Source organism: Erythrobacter sp. JB3-1, assembly GCF_057364995.1.
The window spans coordinates 2,877,146-2,891,900 of record NZ_CP200289.1; the positions used below are offsets into that span (position 1 = coordinate 2,877,146).

13 protein-coding genes are annotated in these 14,755 nt (G+C 58.2%); 7 read left to right on the forward strand and 6 right to left on the reverse strand.

The features are described 5' to 3' along the window. The first annotated feature begins 215 nt into the window (after positions 1–215). From AC0V6M_RS13700 to AC0V6M_RS13715, 4 genes are all read left to right on the forward strand, one after another. Positions 216–587, forward strand: a complete 372-nt coding sequence (locus AC0V6M_RS13700) for a hypothetical protein (protein ID WP_486139353.1) — start codon at positions 216–218, stop codon at positions 585–587. Continuing rightward, positions 560–1,354, forward strand: a complete 795-nt coding sequence (locus AC0V6M_RS13705; protein WP_486139354.1) for a hypothetical protein — start codon at positions 560–562, stop codon at positions 1,352–1,354. The genes AC0V6M_RS13700 and AC0V6M_RS13705 overlap by 28 nt, the downstream gene beginning before the upstream one ends. 129 nt (positions 1,355–1,483) lie before the next feature. Then, positions 1,484–3,706 carry a M3 family metallopeptidase gene (locus AC0V6M_RS13710; protein ID WP_486139355.1) on the forward strand — a complete coding sequence of 741 codons (2,223 nt, stop codon included), beginning with the start codon at positions 1,484–1,486 and terminating at the stop codon, positions 3,704–3,706. Between the two features lie 582 nt (positions 3,707–4,288). Beyond that, a complete protein-coding gene (locus AC0V6M_RS13715; protein WP_486139356.1) occupies positions 4,289–6,688 on the forward strand; it encodes a YadA-like family protein in 2,400 nt (799 codons plus the stop codon). 199 nt (positions 6,689–6,887) lie between these two features. On the opposite strand, the gene AC0V6M_RS13720 is transcribed toward AC0V6M_RS13715, so the two are convergent. Continuing rightward, positions 6,888–7,718, reverse strand: a complete 831-nt coding sequence (locus AC0V6M_RS13720) for a hypothetical protein (RefSeq protein ID WP_486139357.1) — start codon at positions 7,716–7,718, stop codon at positions 6,888–6,890. Between the two features lie 482 nt (positions 7,719–8,200). Continuing rightward, complete coding sequence (locus tag AC0V6M_RS13725; protein WP_486139358.1) at positions 8,201–8,638, reverse strand: SRPBCC family protein; 438 nt, start codon at positions 8,636–8,638, stop codon at positions 8,201–8,203. A 380-nt stretch (positions 8,639–9,018) separates the two neighbouring features. Between AC0V6M_RS13725 and AC0V6M_RS13730 the strand changes: the two genes are divergently transcribed. Continuing rightward, positions 9,019–9,384: a hypothetical protein gene (locus AC0V6M_RS13730; RefSeq protein ID WP_486139359.1), complete on the forward strand. Its 366-nt coding sequence runs from the start codon at positions 9,019–9,021 to the stop codon at positions 9,382–9,384. Positions 9,385–9,555: 171 nt separating this feature from the next. Here AC0V6M_RS13730 and AC0V6M_RS13735 read toward each other — a convergent pair whose 3' ends face one another. The 4 genes from AC0V6M_RS13735 to AC0V6M_RS13750 all read right to left on the reverse strand — a co-directional run bounded on the left by AC0V6M_RS13735 (position 9,556) and on the right by AC0V6M_RS13750 (position 12,719). After that, a complete protein-coding gene (locus AC0V6M_RS13735; RefSeq protein ID WP_486139360.1) occupies positions 9,556–10,005 on the reverse strand; it encodes a hypothetical protein in 450 nt (149 codons plus the stop codon). Positions 10,006–10,090: 85 nt separating this feature from the next. After that, complete coding sequence (locus AC0V6M_RS13740) at positions 10,091–10,843, reverse strand: ABC transporter ATP-binding protein (RefSeq protein ID WP_486139361.1); 753 nt, start codon at positions 10,841–10,843, stop codon at positions 10,091–10,093. Continuing rightward, the gene (locus AC0V6M_RS13745) at positions 10,840–11,844 is read right to left on the reverse strand and encodes a FecCD family ABC transporter permease (RefSeq protein WP_486139362.1); all 1,005 of its coding nucleotides are present in this window, start codon (positions 11,842–11,844) and stop codon (positions 10,840–10,842) included. Before AC0V6M_RS13745 ends, AC0V6M_RS13740 begins: the two co-directional genes overlap by 4 nt. Continuing rightward, on the reverse strand, positions 11,841–12,719 hold the full coding sequence (locus AC0V6M_RS13750; RefSeq protein ID WP_486139363.1) for an ABC transporter substrate-binding protein: 879 nt from the start codon (positions 12,717–12,719) through the stop codon (positions 11,841–11,843). The genes AC0V6M_RS13745 and AC0V6M_RS13750 overlap by 4 nt, the downstream gene beginning before the upstream one ends. A gap of 72 nt (positions 12,720–12,791) precedes the next feature. On the opposite strand from AC0V6M_RS13750, the gene AC0V6M_RS13755 reads away from it, so the two are divergent. Beyond that, positions 12,792–14,153, forward strand: a complete 1,362-nt coding sequence (locus tag AC0V6M_RS13755; protein ID WP_486139364.1) for a cell wall hydrolase — start codon at positions 12,792–12,794, stop codon at positions 14,151–14,153. A gap of 244 nt (positions 14,154–14,397) precedes the next feature. Further along, complete coding sequence (locus tag AC0V6M_RS13760; RefSeq protein WP_486139365.1) at positions 14,398–14,691, forward strand: hypothetical protein; 294 nt, start codon at positions 14,398–14,400, stop codon at positions 14,689–14,691. The last annotated feature ends 64 nt before the right edge of the window (positions 14,692–14,755 follow it).

Here is a 14,755-nt window from a genome sequence, read left to right on the forward strand (position 1 = left end):
TTTCATCTCACAACCCCTGTTTTTATTGGAAAAATCCGTCTACCCTACAGGAAAACTTAAGTTCCGCTGCCCCCGAATATGCTTAGTGTAAAAGGCCTCTTTGCTAGTCTTCCCACAAGCCCTTCGGGTCGCACCTAAGGCGAGTTTGCCGGAACATGAGTTTAGAGATGAGGCCGCTGCGTGGGAACGTGGCGGCCTCGAATTGGGGGAGCATTTTGGGCTTCAGAACTGCGCGAGCGCTCTTGTGCGGCTTACTGCTTCTTTCACAAGCGGCATGCACAACGGTCGTCCTCGACCAAGACAGCGAACGCGAGATCGTGAGCTTCGGCCTGACCCGCATCGTCATTCCTGAAACAAGCGGCAACCTGATCGCGTTCAAACGCAATGGCATCGGCCTCGGCTACGGCGCCGCCATTGGCGAAGCCGCTTGGCTCGGATTCAGCCAAGAGGAATGGGTGATTACCGACCCCGCTGACTGCCAATTGCTGATCATCATCCGATCAGACGCAGAGGCCGAGCAGGCTTCGAAAATTCTCGAACAATTAGAGGGGGAAGATATATGTTACGCAAACGATACTCAGCGCTGATATTGCTGGGGGCGCTGCCCGCATTGGCGGGGTGTGTTCAAGCTATTCGTCACTCAAACACAATGGTTTTTGCGACTACGACAACTGCGGGTGTAAAAGTCGGCGCGGCAGCGGGAGAGACTCCTTCCGTCAATGTTGGATTTGACCGACAAGAGGCAGTGTTTATGCCTCTTCTTGCAAATGTTCGCGAAAAGAAAGATTCAGATAATCACCTTTCACCTTGCGACATTAGCCCGGAGAAACTCGGACAGCATAACCTTGTTGGCCATGAAGCCGTCCTTCACCCATGTAAGTTTGTTGCTTTACAATCCAGAGGCAAAGACATCGTTCAGCAAGATAGCTTCTCAGTGCTCGCTAGCTTTGGCGCCAAGGGCTCAGGTTCATCAAATGGAAAAGAAAGCGGCGAAGGTAGCATTGAGTTAGCTCAATATTTTGCTACCGGACTTGCTGCACAGAAACTCGCAGAAAACGGAGGTGCAGCGGTAGTTTCAACTGGAGGACAGCCGACTCATTTAGATGCCAAAGCGGAATTCGGAATTGCTTGGGGCGGTTTGCTTACCGAACTCGGTACGGAGTCAAATTCAGCTAAGCGATTGGCGATGATCAACAACGTGACAGGTAAGCTTGATCCCAAAATTGATAGCACGACCCAAAACTCTATCGTTGCAGAATGTACAAAGTCGGCAAAAGAGTGTGTCGCCGAAGTCGCTTCCCAAAGTGGTTCATTTCGAACAGCAAACTTTGCCGAAGTGGCATCCAAAGACTAGCTTTGACTTGAGTCACTACATCCTCAGAAGGGCCCACCCGCGCGCAGGCTGGTGGGTCCTTTTGCTTGCCCAAAGCATAATTTACCCGCAATACACGGCCACACAAATTCGTAATTTACCGGAGCTCTTATGAAGGCCCAACTCAAGGCCCAAACTGCCGCAATTACCCTCGCCGCCATGCTCACCGCAGGCTGCGCGACCACCAACGGAGAGACTGGGGTGAACCAAACCAACCCGATCGCAGAAGCCCAGGCCCAGGCTGAATATAGCCCTGAGATACCGGCCGGGACTGGCTATTTCGCTTCTGACAGCACGCTGCCCTTCCTGACCCCTGATTTCAGCAAGATCAGCGAAGACGATTACATCCCCGCTTTTGAGCAAGGCATGGCAATCCAGCAGGCCGAAGTTCAGGCGATCATCAACAATCCGGCGACACCATCGTTCAGCAACACGATTGTTGAGCTGGAAAAGTCTGGCCGGATGCTGGGCCGCGTGGCGCGCGTATTCTTTGCGCTGACGGGCCAGAACACCACCGACCGGCTGGACGCGATCAATCAGGAAATCAGCCCAAAGCTGACCGCGCATGGCGATGCGATCACCCTCAACCCAGAACTGTTTGCCCGGGTGAAGGCGGTTTATGACAATCGCGCCGCGATGGCGATGACCGTCGAAGACACGAAGTTGCTGGAAGAGACCTATTCCGGCATGGTTCAGGCTGGCGCGCTGTTGACCGAGGAAGAGCGCGAGCAGGTCAAAGCGATCAATTCTGAACTCTCCAAACTCACCACCGATTTCAGCCAGAAGGTCCGCGATGCGACCAATGATGGTGCGGTGATCGTCGACACCCGCGCAGAGCTGGCCGGCCTGTCCGATGCGGAGATCGAGGGCGCGGCCGCGCTCGCGAAGGAAAAGGGCATGGACGGCAAGTTCGCCATCGCTTTGCAGAACACGACGCAGCAGCCATTGTTGCCTGCGCTTGAAAACCGCGAAGTGCGCGAGCGTCTGTTCAAAGCCAGCGCGTACCGCTCCGACCAAGGCGGCGAGAATGACACCCGCATGATCCTCGCCAAGATCGCCGAATTGCGCGCGCAAAAGGCAGCTCTGTTCGGCCAGCCCGATTGGGCCAGCTACACGATGTACGATCGCATGGCGAAGCAGCCGAAGACCGCGCTCGATTTCATGGAGCAAATGGTCCCCGCCCTCGCCGCAACGCAGCGCCGCGAAGCCGCCGTCCTCAACGAGCGGATCGCCGCAGATGGCCTCAATTTCGAGGTTGAGCCATGGGATTGGTACCGCTTCGCGGGCAAAGTGAAGGCGGAGCAATACGCCTTTGATGAAGACGCGGTGAAGCCATATTTTCAGCTCGATAAAGTGCTGGAAGACGGCGTGTTCTACATGTCTAAGAAGCTCTATGACTTGACCTTTGAGCGCCGCACCGATCTGCCTGTCTATCACCCGGATGTGTGGGTCTACACCGTGTTCGATGCCGATGGCAGCGAGCTTGGCTTGTTCTACTTTGACCCATTCCAGCGCCCATCAAAGCGCGGCGGCGCATGGATGAGCAACTTCGTCGATCAGAGCGATCTGTGGGGCACCAAGCCGGTGATCTACAATGTGCTGAACATCCCGAAAGCTGCCGATGGCGAGGTCCAACTCGTCAGCTTTGATTGGGTCGAGACGACCTTCCACGAATTTGGCCACGCGCTGCACGGCTTCTTCGCGGATCAGCGTTATGAAAGCCTGTCCGGCACGGCGACCGCGCGCGATTTCGTCGAATACCCCAGCCAGGTTCACGAGATGTGGGCGACCTATCCAGAGGTGCTGCAAAACTACGCCAAGCACTATGAGACCGGCGAGACCATCCCGATGGAGCTGGTGGAGAAGATCCAGGCCGCATCGAAGTTCAACCAGGGCTATGACTTTGGCGAAGTGGTGGCCGCCGCGCTGCTCGATATGAAGTGGCACGCGCTCTCACCAGCGGAGGCCGCAGCAATCGACACGCCAGAGAAAGTCGATGCGTTTGAGCGTCAGTCGCTAGGCGAATTGGGCCTTGAGATTGATCTGGTTCCGCCGCGCTACCGGTCAAACTATTTCAACCACATCTTCAGCTCACCCGCGGGCTATTCTGCGGGTTATTACAGCTATTTGTGGACCGAAATGCTCGACAAGGATTCGCGCCAATGGTTCATCGATAATGGCGGCCTGACCCGTGAGAACGGCGATCACTACCGCAAAACCGTGCTCAGCCGCGGCGGCACGATGGACTATTTTGAGATGTATCGCACATTCGCCGGGCGCGAGCCGGATGTGAAATATATGATCGAAAGCCGCGGGCTGGCCGGCGGCGAGTAGACCCGCGGCCTGCGAACCAAAACACGAAGCCCCGGTAGGCACAGAACCAGTCAAGTTGACTAGTCTGTCCAACCGGGGCGACCCTGCATTTTCTCTGTGTAAGCGCTTTCACTAATTGCTGTGCCGAAAGCTGACAGTCGGCTTGCGCCCCACATCCAGTCAATGATGCAAGTTAAGTGCTTTGCCGTAGGTCGCGAATTCCGGGTGCGCAGCCGGCCAGTGTGGAAAGCCAGAATCACCTGCTGTTGGGCCGCGAATCGGCTTCGACCCGATTCGTGGAATTGGTCCAAGATTTTCTGAAATCCGGCTGAAAACCCGAAAAAAGCCCAATTTTCGCAAAAAAAGTGGCCAGAAACGCAAATTACAACGCTTTTTACAACGCTTTTACAACGCTCATTACAACGGTCGCCTGTCATCACCTGCCTTGAAGACGAGGCGCCCTGCCGGTGAGGTGTGGCTGATTGGTTATCGTACGACCCTTCCAATCGGTCACGCCTCATTGGGCCGCTCTATTATATGAGCAGCAACCAAAAGCGCCTCGTCTTGAATGTGAACAACACACACAAGACAGGGAACATGACAATGAAAAAGACCACTCTACTTTCGACCGCTGCTGCTGCAACCATCGCCGCGCTGGCAATTCAACCCGCACCCGCCGCGGCTCAGTCAACACAGACTGGCCTAAATGCAGACGCCAGCGGCCTAGATGCCACAGCCCTTGGCGGGGAGACCACGGCAAGCGGCGATGAATCAACAGCGGTTGGCCATGAGGCCAATGCGTTTGCAAGCGGCGCCACAGCCATTGGACAAGGCTCTGATGCAACTGGCACTCAAGCAACCGCGCTTGGCCAAGATACCAATGCGGCGGGCAACAATTCGGCTGCTATCGGTTTTGACGCAAGCGCCACAGGCGTGCGTTCTCTTGCACTGGGCGCTTTTTCCCAGGCCGGCTCAAGGGCAGTTGCTAACGGAGACTCGGCTATCGCATCCGGCACTGCTTCGATTGCCATTGGTTCGGAAGCAGAAACGAGCGCCGAGAGTGCCATCGCGATTGGCGAAAGTGCGGGAGCGAGCGCCTTAGGGGCCATTGCGATCGGCGGAGATGGAGGCGATGCAGACACCACAGGCGCGCAGGCGACGGAGCTCGGCGCGATTGCTATTGGTCTGGACGCACAAGTCGTCACTGGCGCAGATCAAACACTTTTAGCAGCCGGCGCGATAGCTATCGGGCTTGAGTCACAAGCGACGACCAATGGCGCGGTGGGGATTGGCTCCCTTGCAGATGCGACGGGCTTTGGCGCGGTGGCGATTGGTAGCGACGCAAACGCGACGGCCGATGGCGCTGTGGCGATTGGCGACGAAGCAGTTGCGCTAGCCGATGGCGCGGTGGCGATTGGCGACTTTGCAGGTGCGAGTGCCGTAGACGCGGTGGCCTTGGGTAACGGCGCGAAGGCCCGGGCTAGAGGTTCAATCGCGATTGGCGGCAGCGATGCCAACGGCGCAGCCATTGCTACCGGTGTGAATTCGGTTTCGCTTGGTCTGGGGTCTTTTGCCGGCGGAGATCGCTCGACTGCGTTTGGAGCCCAAACTAACGCTGTCGGCACAAATTCGCTGGCGCTGGGCACACAAGCGGTCGCCACCGCCGAGGACGGGTTTGCTGGCGGCGCGCGTGCGCAGGCCACATTCACAGGCGCGGTGGCGCTTGGCGCAGATACGGCAGCGACAGCAGCGGGCGCTGTCGCCTTGGGTAACGGCGCCGAGGCATTCGGTGAAAACAGTTTTGCCGGGGCTGCGGGCTCGAACGCCACCGGAGCCGGTTCCATAGCGCTGGGCGCGGATGCGGATGCGCGAGCGGATAATTCCATTGCCTTTGGCGCGGGCGCTGTTGCGGTTCAGGCTGGCGCGATTGCTCTGGGCGCGGGCGCCGATGCGAGTGGCTTTTTCGGTCTGGCGCTGGGCGTAGGCGCTGACGCGACCGAGACTAGCACGATTGCAATAGGTGTTGAGTCAGGCGCGACTGCAGGCGGCGCAGTCGCAATAGGTCAGCAGGCAAATGCGTTTGCTTTTGACGCGGTTGCAATCGGTGACTTCGCAACCGCGACGGGCAATGCGGCGATTGCCCTTGGTGAGCAGTCTGCTGCCCAGCAGGACAATGGCATTGCGATTGGTGCCGGGGCGAGCGCGACGCGGGTGAGTGCGATTGCCTTTGGCACGGGAGCCTTGGCCGAGTCCGTTCGCGCGACGGCAATTGGTGAGAATGCAACGGCGCGCGGCGATGATGCCTTTGCGCTGGGCAACAGCACTTTTGCCCGCGGGGCCAATGCGACAGCGATTGGTGGTTCAGCTCGCGCAACCATTGCCGGCGCGACGGCGATTGGCGGGACAGCCCGCGCGCAGGCAGCGAATGCTCTGGCGTTGGGCAATGGCACTTTGGTCAATCAGGAAGGTTCAACTGCAATCGGAGCCGGGGCCGTGACCAACGCCGCCAACCAAGTCACCCTTGGCGGTTCGGGCAGCTCCGTGCGGATCGGCGACATTGATGCGAGCACAGCCGCTCAGATTGGGCCGGTGGATGCGGTGACGGTGGATGCGAACGGCACGCTGGGCCGTCAGAGCGTGGCCACCGCCGCTTCGGTCGACAATGTGCGGGTGGCGCTTAACGCTGTTGCCCAAGTCTCCACCGCTCAGTTCGATGCGCTTAGCGGGCGGGTGGACAATTTGGCCTTCCGCTTGGAAGACCTCGATGACGACGTGCGCTCAGGCGTAGCCGCCGCGATGGCTCAGGCAGAGGCTCCTTTCCCGCCAGAACCGGGTCAAACAGGATACGCAGTCCGCGGAGCGACCTTCCGCGGGCAACAAGCTTTCAGCCTTGGCCTGTCACACAGGCTGAACGTCGACATTCCGATCACGATCAACGCCAGCGTTAGCCATGCGGGCAACAAGAATACCGGCGCGAGCGTAGGCGTGGCCGGGATATTCTAACGGCTCGTGCGTCAAAGCGATGGCGGATGTCTGGAGCGAAACCAGACGTCCGCCTCCACCCCCAAAGTCGGTCAGCTCACAAATACGATAGCCCGTCCGAAACAGGACGTATGAACCACTTAGCGGGTACCTGCCGGTAGCCTCCCGCCGCACGTTCTGTTTTGCGCCAGTGGCTCACGCCCCTGTCCCTGATCTTGGATCAGGCAGTTTGCGGCTCAGACACAACGGCGCAAGGCCCACCTTCCTCGCCGCAAGTCAGCAGCTCAACGAATTTCTCCGCATTGATCGCCACGTCGTCTGGGCCAATTTGGTCAAACGGGTCTTCCAAATGGCTTTGGATGTTGTCCAGCCCCGTCAGGATCACCGCGAACAGCACGGGCATCACATAGGTCAGCATGGGCGCTTCATATTCGATCGCCTGATGCGCGAAATATGGGCCGTAAATGATCGGCAGGATGATGATGAAGAAATCACTGAAGGCGCTGAGCGTGCGCGGCGTGCGATATTGATAGATGTGTTTCACGCTTTCAAAGGCGACGATCATCTTTGAGAGGTACTGATTGCAGCGGCTGCACTCGCCCGACGCCAGCCCCTCTGCGCGCATCCGCTTCACAAATTGGGAAAGCTCAGAGAACGAGGCGTAAACGGCTTGTTCGCGCGCGGGCATATCTGCCAAATCGCTTTTGAACATATCGCGGCATCCGCGCAGCAAACGCGCCAGTGCGCCTTCAAGATGCTTGATCCGTTCCTCGTTTTCCTCTGGCAGCCAGTCGCGCGCAGCAAAATAGATCGCGCGGCCATGGGCTTTGATCGTGCCATAGTCATCCAGCGCCGCCTCGCGCCGCTTGTATGCATGGCCGATGGAGAACACGATTGGGAAGATTACCGCGGTCGAGATGATCGTCAGCGGGTAATCAGCGACCAGGTTCAACTTCAGCGAAAACCACGTGGCAAACACCGCCAGGATCGCGACGCCCAAGGTCTTCCAATTAACAATCAAACCAATTCTTGAAATACGTTCGAGCAGCACGAGCAGCCTCCTGTTGTCCGTTTGTGGCGGACTTTAGAGGCAAGAGCTTGAAACAGGGTTAAGCGCAAGTTGAGGCGCGCCTATGGGCGGCGTGCCGCTGGTCCCAGCCAACGTGACTCTTGTGCCCAACTGCGACTGATAGGCCGTCATTTCCTGCCTGGTCGATTTTTCACCAGTCGTTCTCTAAAGCCGACTTTCAGCTTACGACCCATTTGCGGACGTTCATAACGGTGTCAGCTTTGCGCCCAAATCTTCGTCATTCCGATGGCGACCCCAAAATTCCAAAAGCAGTCATTAGCGGCATTATAAACTAAGACCCGAACTCGCCAGAATGCACCAAAGAGCTAAGTACTCCCAGCGTCGTGTTCTGGGCGAGTTTGGGCCGCTCGCATTTCGCTGATTTGAGGACAAGAGTGTCTAACCTAATCAACTGAAGCTATTGAATGTAAGCGAGTTTGCAAACCATTACTGGCTGTATGTTGCTATATCCGGCCTTTGAGTCTTGTGTTTATGTCGCCGAAATCCTTTGAAATGGCTTTCTTAAACAGTGAATTCAGCAGTGGTGCCAATAAACGGTAAGCCCCTTTCCAATTCATTGTGGCTTCAACGGAAAGTTGAGTATCCCCGCCCTTTTCAGCGAATTTTACATCGATAACGCCTGTGGCCTTACCGCTTGCAAAATCTTCGGTGAAAATATGAGGGCGCTCGAATGCGGCATATTTCATGTCTGCAGTTTGAGGTTTTTTGCCATATAGAAAGGTCTCTTTCCAATGGGTTCCGATGCCATCTGGCGCAGGTGTTAAACGCTCAACATTTATCAAGGCCTCTTGCCAATCCATACGATTGTCGACGTTACTCACATAATCGAATACGGTTTCGATCGGTGCTTCAATAATAGTGCTGTAAGTAAATGAGGCCATTTTGTCTTCCCTGTATAAATTAGAATAGCAATTCGATTGGGTTCAGCGTCCTCATCCTGGGCGCCTTAAGGCATTCAGTTAAATTGATTCGACCATCGTCAATGGGCCAATTCGAAACGCAGCAGACCCGTTCCCTAATGTCTGCCGTTGGGCCTAATGCAGTCAGAACCAGACAGTCAACCAAGCGCAAAGAGGAGCAAAAAGTTAATTACTTGAATGGCCGCTCACCACCCCCAATTGCGGACCGAAACACACAGCGTGTCTCAACCTATATCAAGACGCGCAAGGCTTTATTTACCACAAGCCCGTATCCTAGTTCGCCTTACGCAGTTGTATTTTTCCGCTTAAGCACGCTTTGCACAAGGGATCAGGGGACTGGAATGTACAAGATCGAATCCAATCCAGAAAAGAACCGAGTTACAATCACGTTTTCAGACAACTTTGATTACGATGTGCGCGAGTTTAAGACCGCATACCAGAACGCTGTTTTGGCGGCCAAATCCAAAGATGGGCATTTCGACATCTTGGCCGATTGGACTCGAACCATGACCATACCACAAACCCGAACAGACGAGACATTCGATATATTCACATGGTCTGTGGCGCACGGGCTTAGAAAATCGGCAAGCGTCGTGGGCACCATCGTCCAGCGTATGCAGTTAAAGCGTATCACCAAGCAGAAAGACGACACCGGTCTGTTTGAAACCAAGGCCCAAGCCGAGGCTTGGCTCGACGGGTCAGAATAAGGCTTAAGCTTCCGCGTAGAAATAGGACAATAAACTCAGCGATCTCAATTCGTCGCCACAGGTAATCCGGCTTAACGTGATGGCTAACGTCCGCTTTCACCCCCAAGAACGGTCATTTCGCGGCTGCGATGAGTCACCCGAAACCAGACACGCTAGTCAGATTGGCTGGAATCACCAGAGTGCTCGGCTGCGCGGCGGGAACTGATAACCCTTTCGCACCGTGCCGCTCATGCCAGTGCGAAGGATTGGGATCTCCGGCTGCTTGCCATCACGGCCAGTTTTTTCCACGCTGCCAATGACATAGCCCTCTGCGCCGTCTTCGATATTGACCGAATGGCACGAGGTGACATGCGCCGGGATTGCGAGCTTTTGCCCCTTCATTTTGCCTTCTGTCACTTCCACGACGTAGAAATTGGGCCATAACCGATCTTGCCGCCCCGCGCGCTCACCAGAATAGCGGATCTTGAAGACGTCGCCCTTGGCCCCGTCGTTTTGCTCCGGTTTCTCTTCCATTACGGGATAGACCACGGATTCAAACTGCGGGCCTTGGCATGCATAGGCCGGAGCGGATGCAGCGGCCACAACCGCCGCGACGCAACAAGCAATTGGAAAACTCTTCATACCCACTCCCCAGCATAATGCTCTGATGATCGATATGCTAAAGGCGCTTTGCTGACAGGGACTTGAACCCGTTTGCGGCTGAGGTTCAGACGGTGATCAGCGCCCTTGCCCCCGGCTCGCCGATCCACTTGGTGTCAACGCCCCAGCTTTTGGCGATGGCTTCATTGGTCAGCGCATCTTCCGGCGCGCCATCGGCGACGAGCCGCCCCTGATCGAGCACCAGCACGCGGCCCGCATGGTTCATCGCCTGGGCCAGATCATGCACGACCAGCACCACGCCTTTGCCCGCCGCCGCAGCGCTCTTGAAATGCTGGATCAGCGCGGTCTGATGCGCCAGATCGAGCGCAGCCAAGGGCTCATCGGCCAGGATCCATTGCGGCTCTCCGGCGAGCACTCTGGCGAGCAATACTCGCGCCTGTTCACCGCCGGACAATTTGCTGGCCGGGCGGCGGCGATGGTCGCCCAGCGCCAATGCCTCAATGGCTCGCTCGATGGCGTCCTCTCCGCGCTGGCTGCCTCCATCACCGCGCGGCATCCGGCCCAGTGCGACGATGTTCTCCACCGCAACATCCCAAGCGATTTCAGCGGATTGCGGGAGGTAGCCGATAGCTTTTGCGCGGTCCTTTGGATGGAGCGCGGCAATGTCGCGCTTGTCCAGCGACACCCCGCCTGCCACCGCTGGCAGCAATCCGGCAAGCGTCAGTATCAGGCTCGACTTGCCCGCCCCATTCGGGCCGCAAATCGCAGTGATCTGGCCCGGCAGCAAGGTCGCGGCAATATCATCGAGCACGGGCGCACCTGCGCGGGAGACAGAGAGATCATGGGCCTGCAAGATCATAGCATCCCCCGGCGCATTTTCAGCAGCAACCACAGGAAGAACGGCGCGCCGATTAGAGAAAGCGCGATGCCCAGACGCAGCTCTGTGATCAACGGCAGAACGCGCACCGCGCTATCCGCCACCAACACGAGCAGCGCCCCGGCGAGCGCACTCGGCAAAATCACGCTCGAAGGCATGCGGTCCGTCATTGGGCGTACCAGATGCGGCACGATCAGCCCGACAAATCCGATAATACCGGCCACAGCAACCCCTGCCCCGACGGTCAGCGCCACGCCGACGACAAGCAGGCGCAACAGCATTCGCGGATCGACGCCCATGCTCCACGCTGCGTCCTCACCCAAAGTCAGCGCATCGAGCGAGCGCGCGGCGGCCGACAGCACGATCAGGCCGACCGCGATGAGCGGAGCCGCGATCATCACCTCGCGCCACGATCGGTCGGTGAGCGCTCCATTCAGCCACAGCACAATTTCCGACAGGGCAAAGGGATTGGGCGCAAGCGTGATGGCGAGCGCCGTCACAGCGCCAGCAAGGCTTGCGATCATTAGGCCTGCGAGCGTGAACAGCGCTAGCCCCCCGCCTCGCCCCGATGGCGTCCTGCCGGCGATTAGCGCAAGCAAAGCCATGCCCGCGCCCGCGCCGATCAGCGCAAAGACGGGAAGTGTCCATGAAGCCAATGCACCGGGCAGCACCGCCCCAAACCAGAAACTAGCAACCGCGCCAAGCGCGGCCATCGGTGCAATGCCAAAAAGTCCGGGATCCGCCAGCGGATTGCGCAAATAGCCCTGCATCGCCGCGCCCGCAGCACCAAGACCCGCACCAATCGCAATCGCCAGCAGCCCGCGCGGCAGGCGCAGCTCCATCAGGATCAGCGCAGCGTTGCTGCCCGTCTCTGTAACCGCGAACGGATCAATCCACACCCGCCCCGCCAGCAGCGATAGCGGCAAGGCCAGCACCAACAGCCCGCCAAAGACCAAGGATGCCCGGTGCGCCGCGATGTTCACTGATAGGCCTCTCTGGACAAGTTTTCGCGGATTTCACTAAGGCGCTCAGCGGCCTGAATAATCGTCGGTCCGGCGCAATAAAGAAGCTTTGTATCAAAGGCTTCTACCTGGGTGCTGGTAAGCTCTTTCAGCAAAGGGTGCGTCTGCCCCGCGCTGTTTCCCGCGACCAGAACCAGCGCCGGCGGATCGGACAGGAGGCCCTCCAATGAGACATAGTCCGCTTGGCCAAAGCCTTGCGCGGCGCTGTGATTGGAAAAGCCGGTTTCGCGCATCAGATGGCTGACCAAAGTGGCCTCACCCGGGACGATCTGGCCCGGTTGCCACAGAACCGCAGAGGCTGTTTGAAAACCGGTCGGCGGCCCAGCATCAGCCACCGCACGCTTGATTTTGGCGATCAGCTCTTCCCCGCGCTGCGGATGCCCCGCCAGCTCAGCAAGCCGCTTTATCTGCGCAAAGCTCTGCTCCGGATCCGAGGCGATGCCGAACGGCTCTATCGGAAAGCCCAAGTCAGTAAGTGCATTACGGCTCGGCGGCGCAATAAACTCACCCGCCAGCACCATATCGGGATTAAGTGCCGCAACCTCCTCCACCGTCCCGCCGGTTACCGCAAACTCACTCGCTCGGGCCGGATCAATGGAGCTGGAGTTTGGATCGCGGCTGTAATGCGACAGCGCCAGGATTTGCTCCGGGTCGGCAACTTCGATTAGAATTGCATCGATACACGGATTTAGGCTTACAAAAGAGGGGTTTGCGCTCGCCAGCTCGGGGGCATTCAACGAGCCATTTGAGCCATCATCCGAGGGGGCTTTAGGCGCGCTGCAGGCGGCAGCGAGGACGAGCAATGCCGCCGCTGACAAAGCCTTTCCTGCGGTCAAAAAGGCCTGCGCATTCCCACCCAAAATTCTGATCCCTATCCCTCTTTTGCGATGGGATAGGCGGCTCTACGCATGGCCGCAAGATGCGAGGAAAACTCCATACCAAGGCAGGGGTTAATCCGGGTTAACAATGTGTTCGGTTTCGGGACGGTGGATTTCCTCATATCGCAAATTCGCGGCGCGCACCGTAATCCAGCAATGCGCACCATGTGGACCTTTTCCAAAACTTCTGACCGGCAAAAGCCGATTTGCCTGCCGGACCGATCCGGAGGCGAACCGCCCTTGCCCGCGCCCAAATTACCGATGAAGCGCCGCCTGATGGTGCTGGTCGCAGCGATTGCTGTGCCCGCCATGGCGGCCCCCGGCGATTTTGGCGCGATTGCGGGCGATGCACCGATTGAGGGCAGCGACACGCCCTACATTGCCTATGAAAATGTGCCGGTGATGCCGTTTGAAACACCAGGCGGCAGCTTCCCTGGTTCTGCGTTCTACTATCTCGCTGATCCGCCAAGTGAGGCATTGGTTGCCCTGCCCAGCACCGATCCTCTCGATACCAGCGCGGATGGCCGCGAACTCGGCGAGCTGATCAATGTCGGCCCCGCCGCCAGCCCATTTGCGAGCTTCGCGGGCAGCGCCAGCCAATCGCGCGCGCAAACCTGCCTCGCACAAGCCATCTATTACGAGGCAGCCAGCGAGAGTGAAGCCGGCCAACGCGCCGTTGCTCAGGTCGTTCTGAACCGCGTGGCCCACACCAGCTGGCCCGCCAGCGTCTGCGGCGTCGTGTTCGAAGGCTCCCAGCGCTCGACCGGCTGCCAATTCTCATTTACCTGCGATGGCAGCATGCGCCGCACGCCGAGCGCCAATGGCATGGCCCGCGCCCGGCGGATCGCCTCAGAGGCTCTTTCCGGCAGCGTCTATGCCCCGATTGGCCACGCGACCCATTACCACACGCTTTGGGTCAATCCGTACTGGGCCAGCTCGCTTGATCACATAGGAACAATCGGCGCACATCGTTTCTACAAAAACCGCGGAAGTGCAGGAAAGAAGAGCGCTTTCACCCAAAGCTACGCTGACTATGAGCCGGGTGTGAGCGCCTCTGGAGCAGCTCCAAGCGCGCCAACGGCGGCCCCGCGCATTGAGCCAGCGACCGTGAGTGCCGTGCCCACATCACGCGGCGAAACACGCGCAACCTTCACGCCAGGCCGTGCGGCAAACGCTGCTACGAACCGTAAGCCATCCACGCCAGACGCGGATCTGGCGGATCAGAACCTGCGCGGCGCGGGGCAAGTGAAAGCGCCCTATTCCAACGCGGGCCAATGGAAAGACAGCGCAGGCGCTGCGCTGGCTGCGCAAGAGGCGGACCGGTTGGCCGCAGAGCGTATGGGCATTTCGCCAGACGCCATTGAAGCCGCGCCGAAAACCCCGGGTAAGTAACGGCCGCTGCGTTGCAAAATTTGCGCTGCCTCAGCGCGTAATTTCATTTCACCTATGCGCAAGTTAACACGCCGGAAACCTTATCTTCACACGCAGCTTTAGCGCCTTCCTCCCTAGAGCAGTCCTCATGATCGAGCTTGAAGCGCGCCGGGATCGACAGCGCGCCCACAAGTGCCAAACAGGACGGAAATTGCCCGAATGACCATTCATTTCGCCGCAGCACGCACCCCAAATTGTTCGCCCGTTGCCCGCGCTTTGGCGCGCAGCGGGCGCAGCAGCTGCGCCTGCAAATGACAACGGAAATCAAGCTCCGGGTGAAGAGATTTTTAAGGCCTCGCTGCGCCATTTTGCCGAGCACGGTCTGGGCGCTGCGCGCGCTGCACGGGCCCAAGCGCAACAGGCATTCTTCGCTGGCGATCGCCAGGCCTATGACTGGTGGCTCAGCATTACCCGTACACTGGATCGCCGCCTTGCGGCGGAGCTTGACCAACAAGATAGCGAGACACAGGGCGCTTCAGAGCTCAATCCCGTCGCTTAAAGTGCTGATTTTTAATGAGCATTTTTGGTAAGTAGAGTGTTAACCTTGCCTTGACCAATTGGGG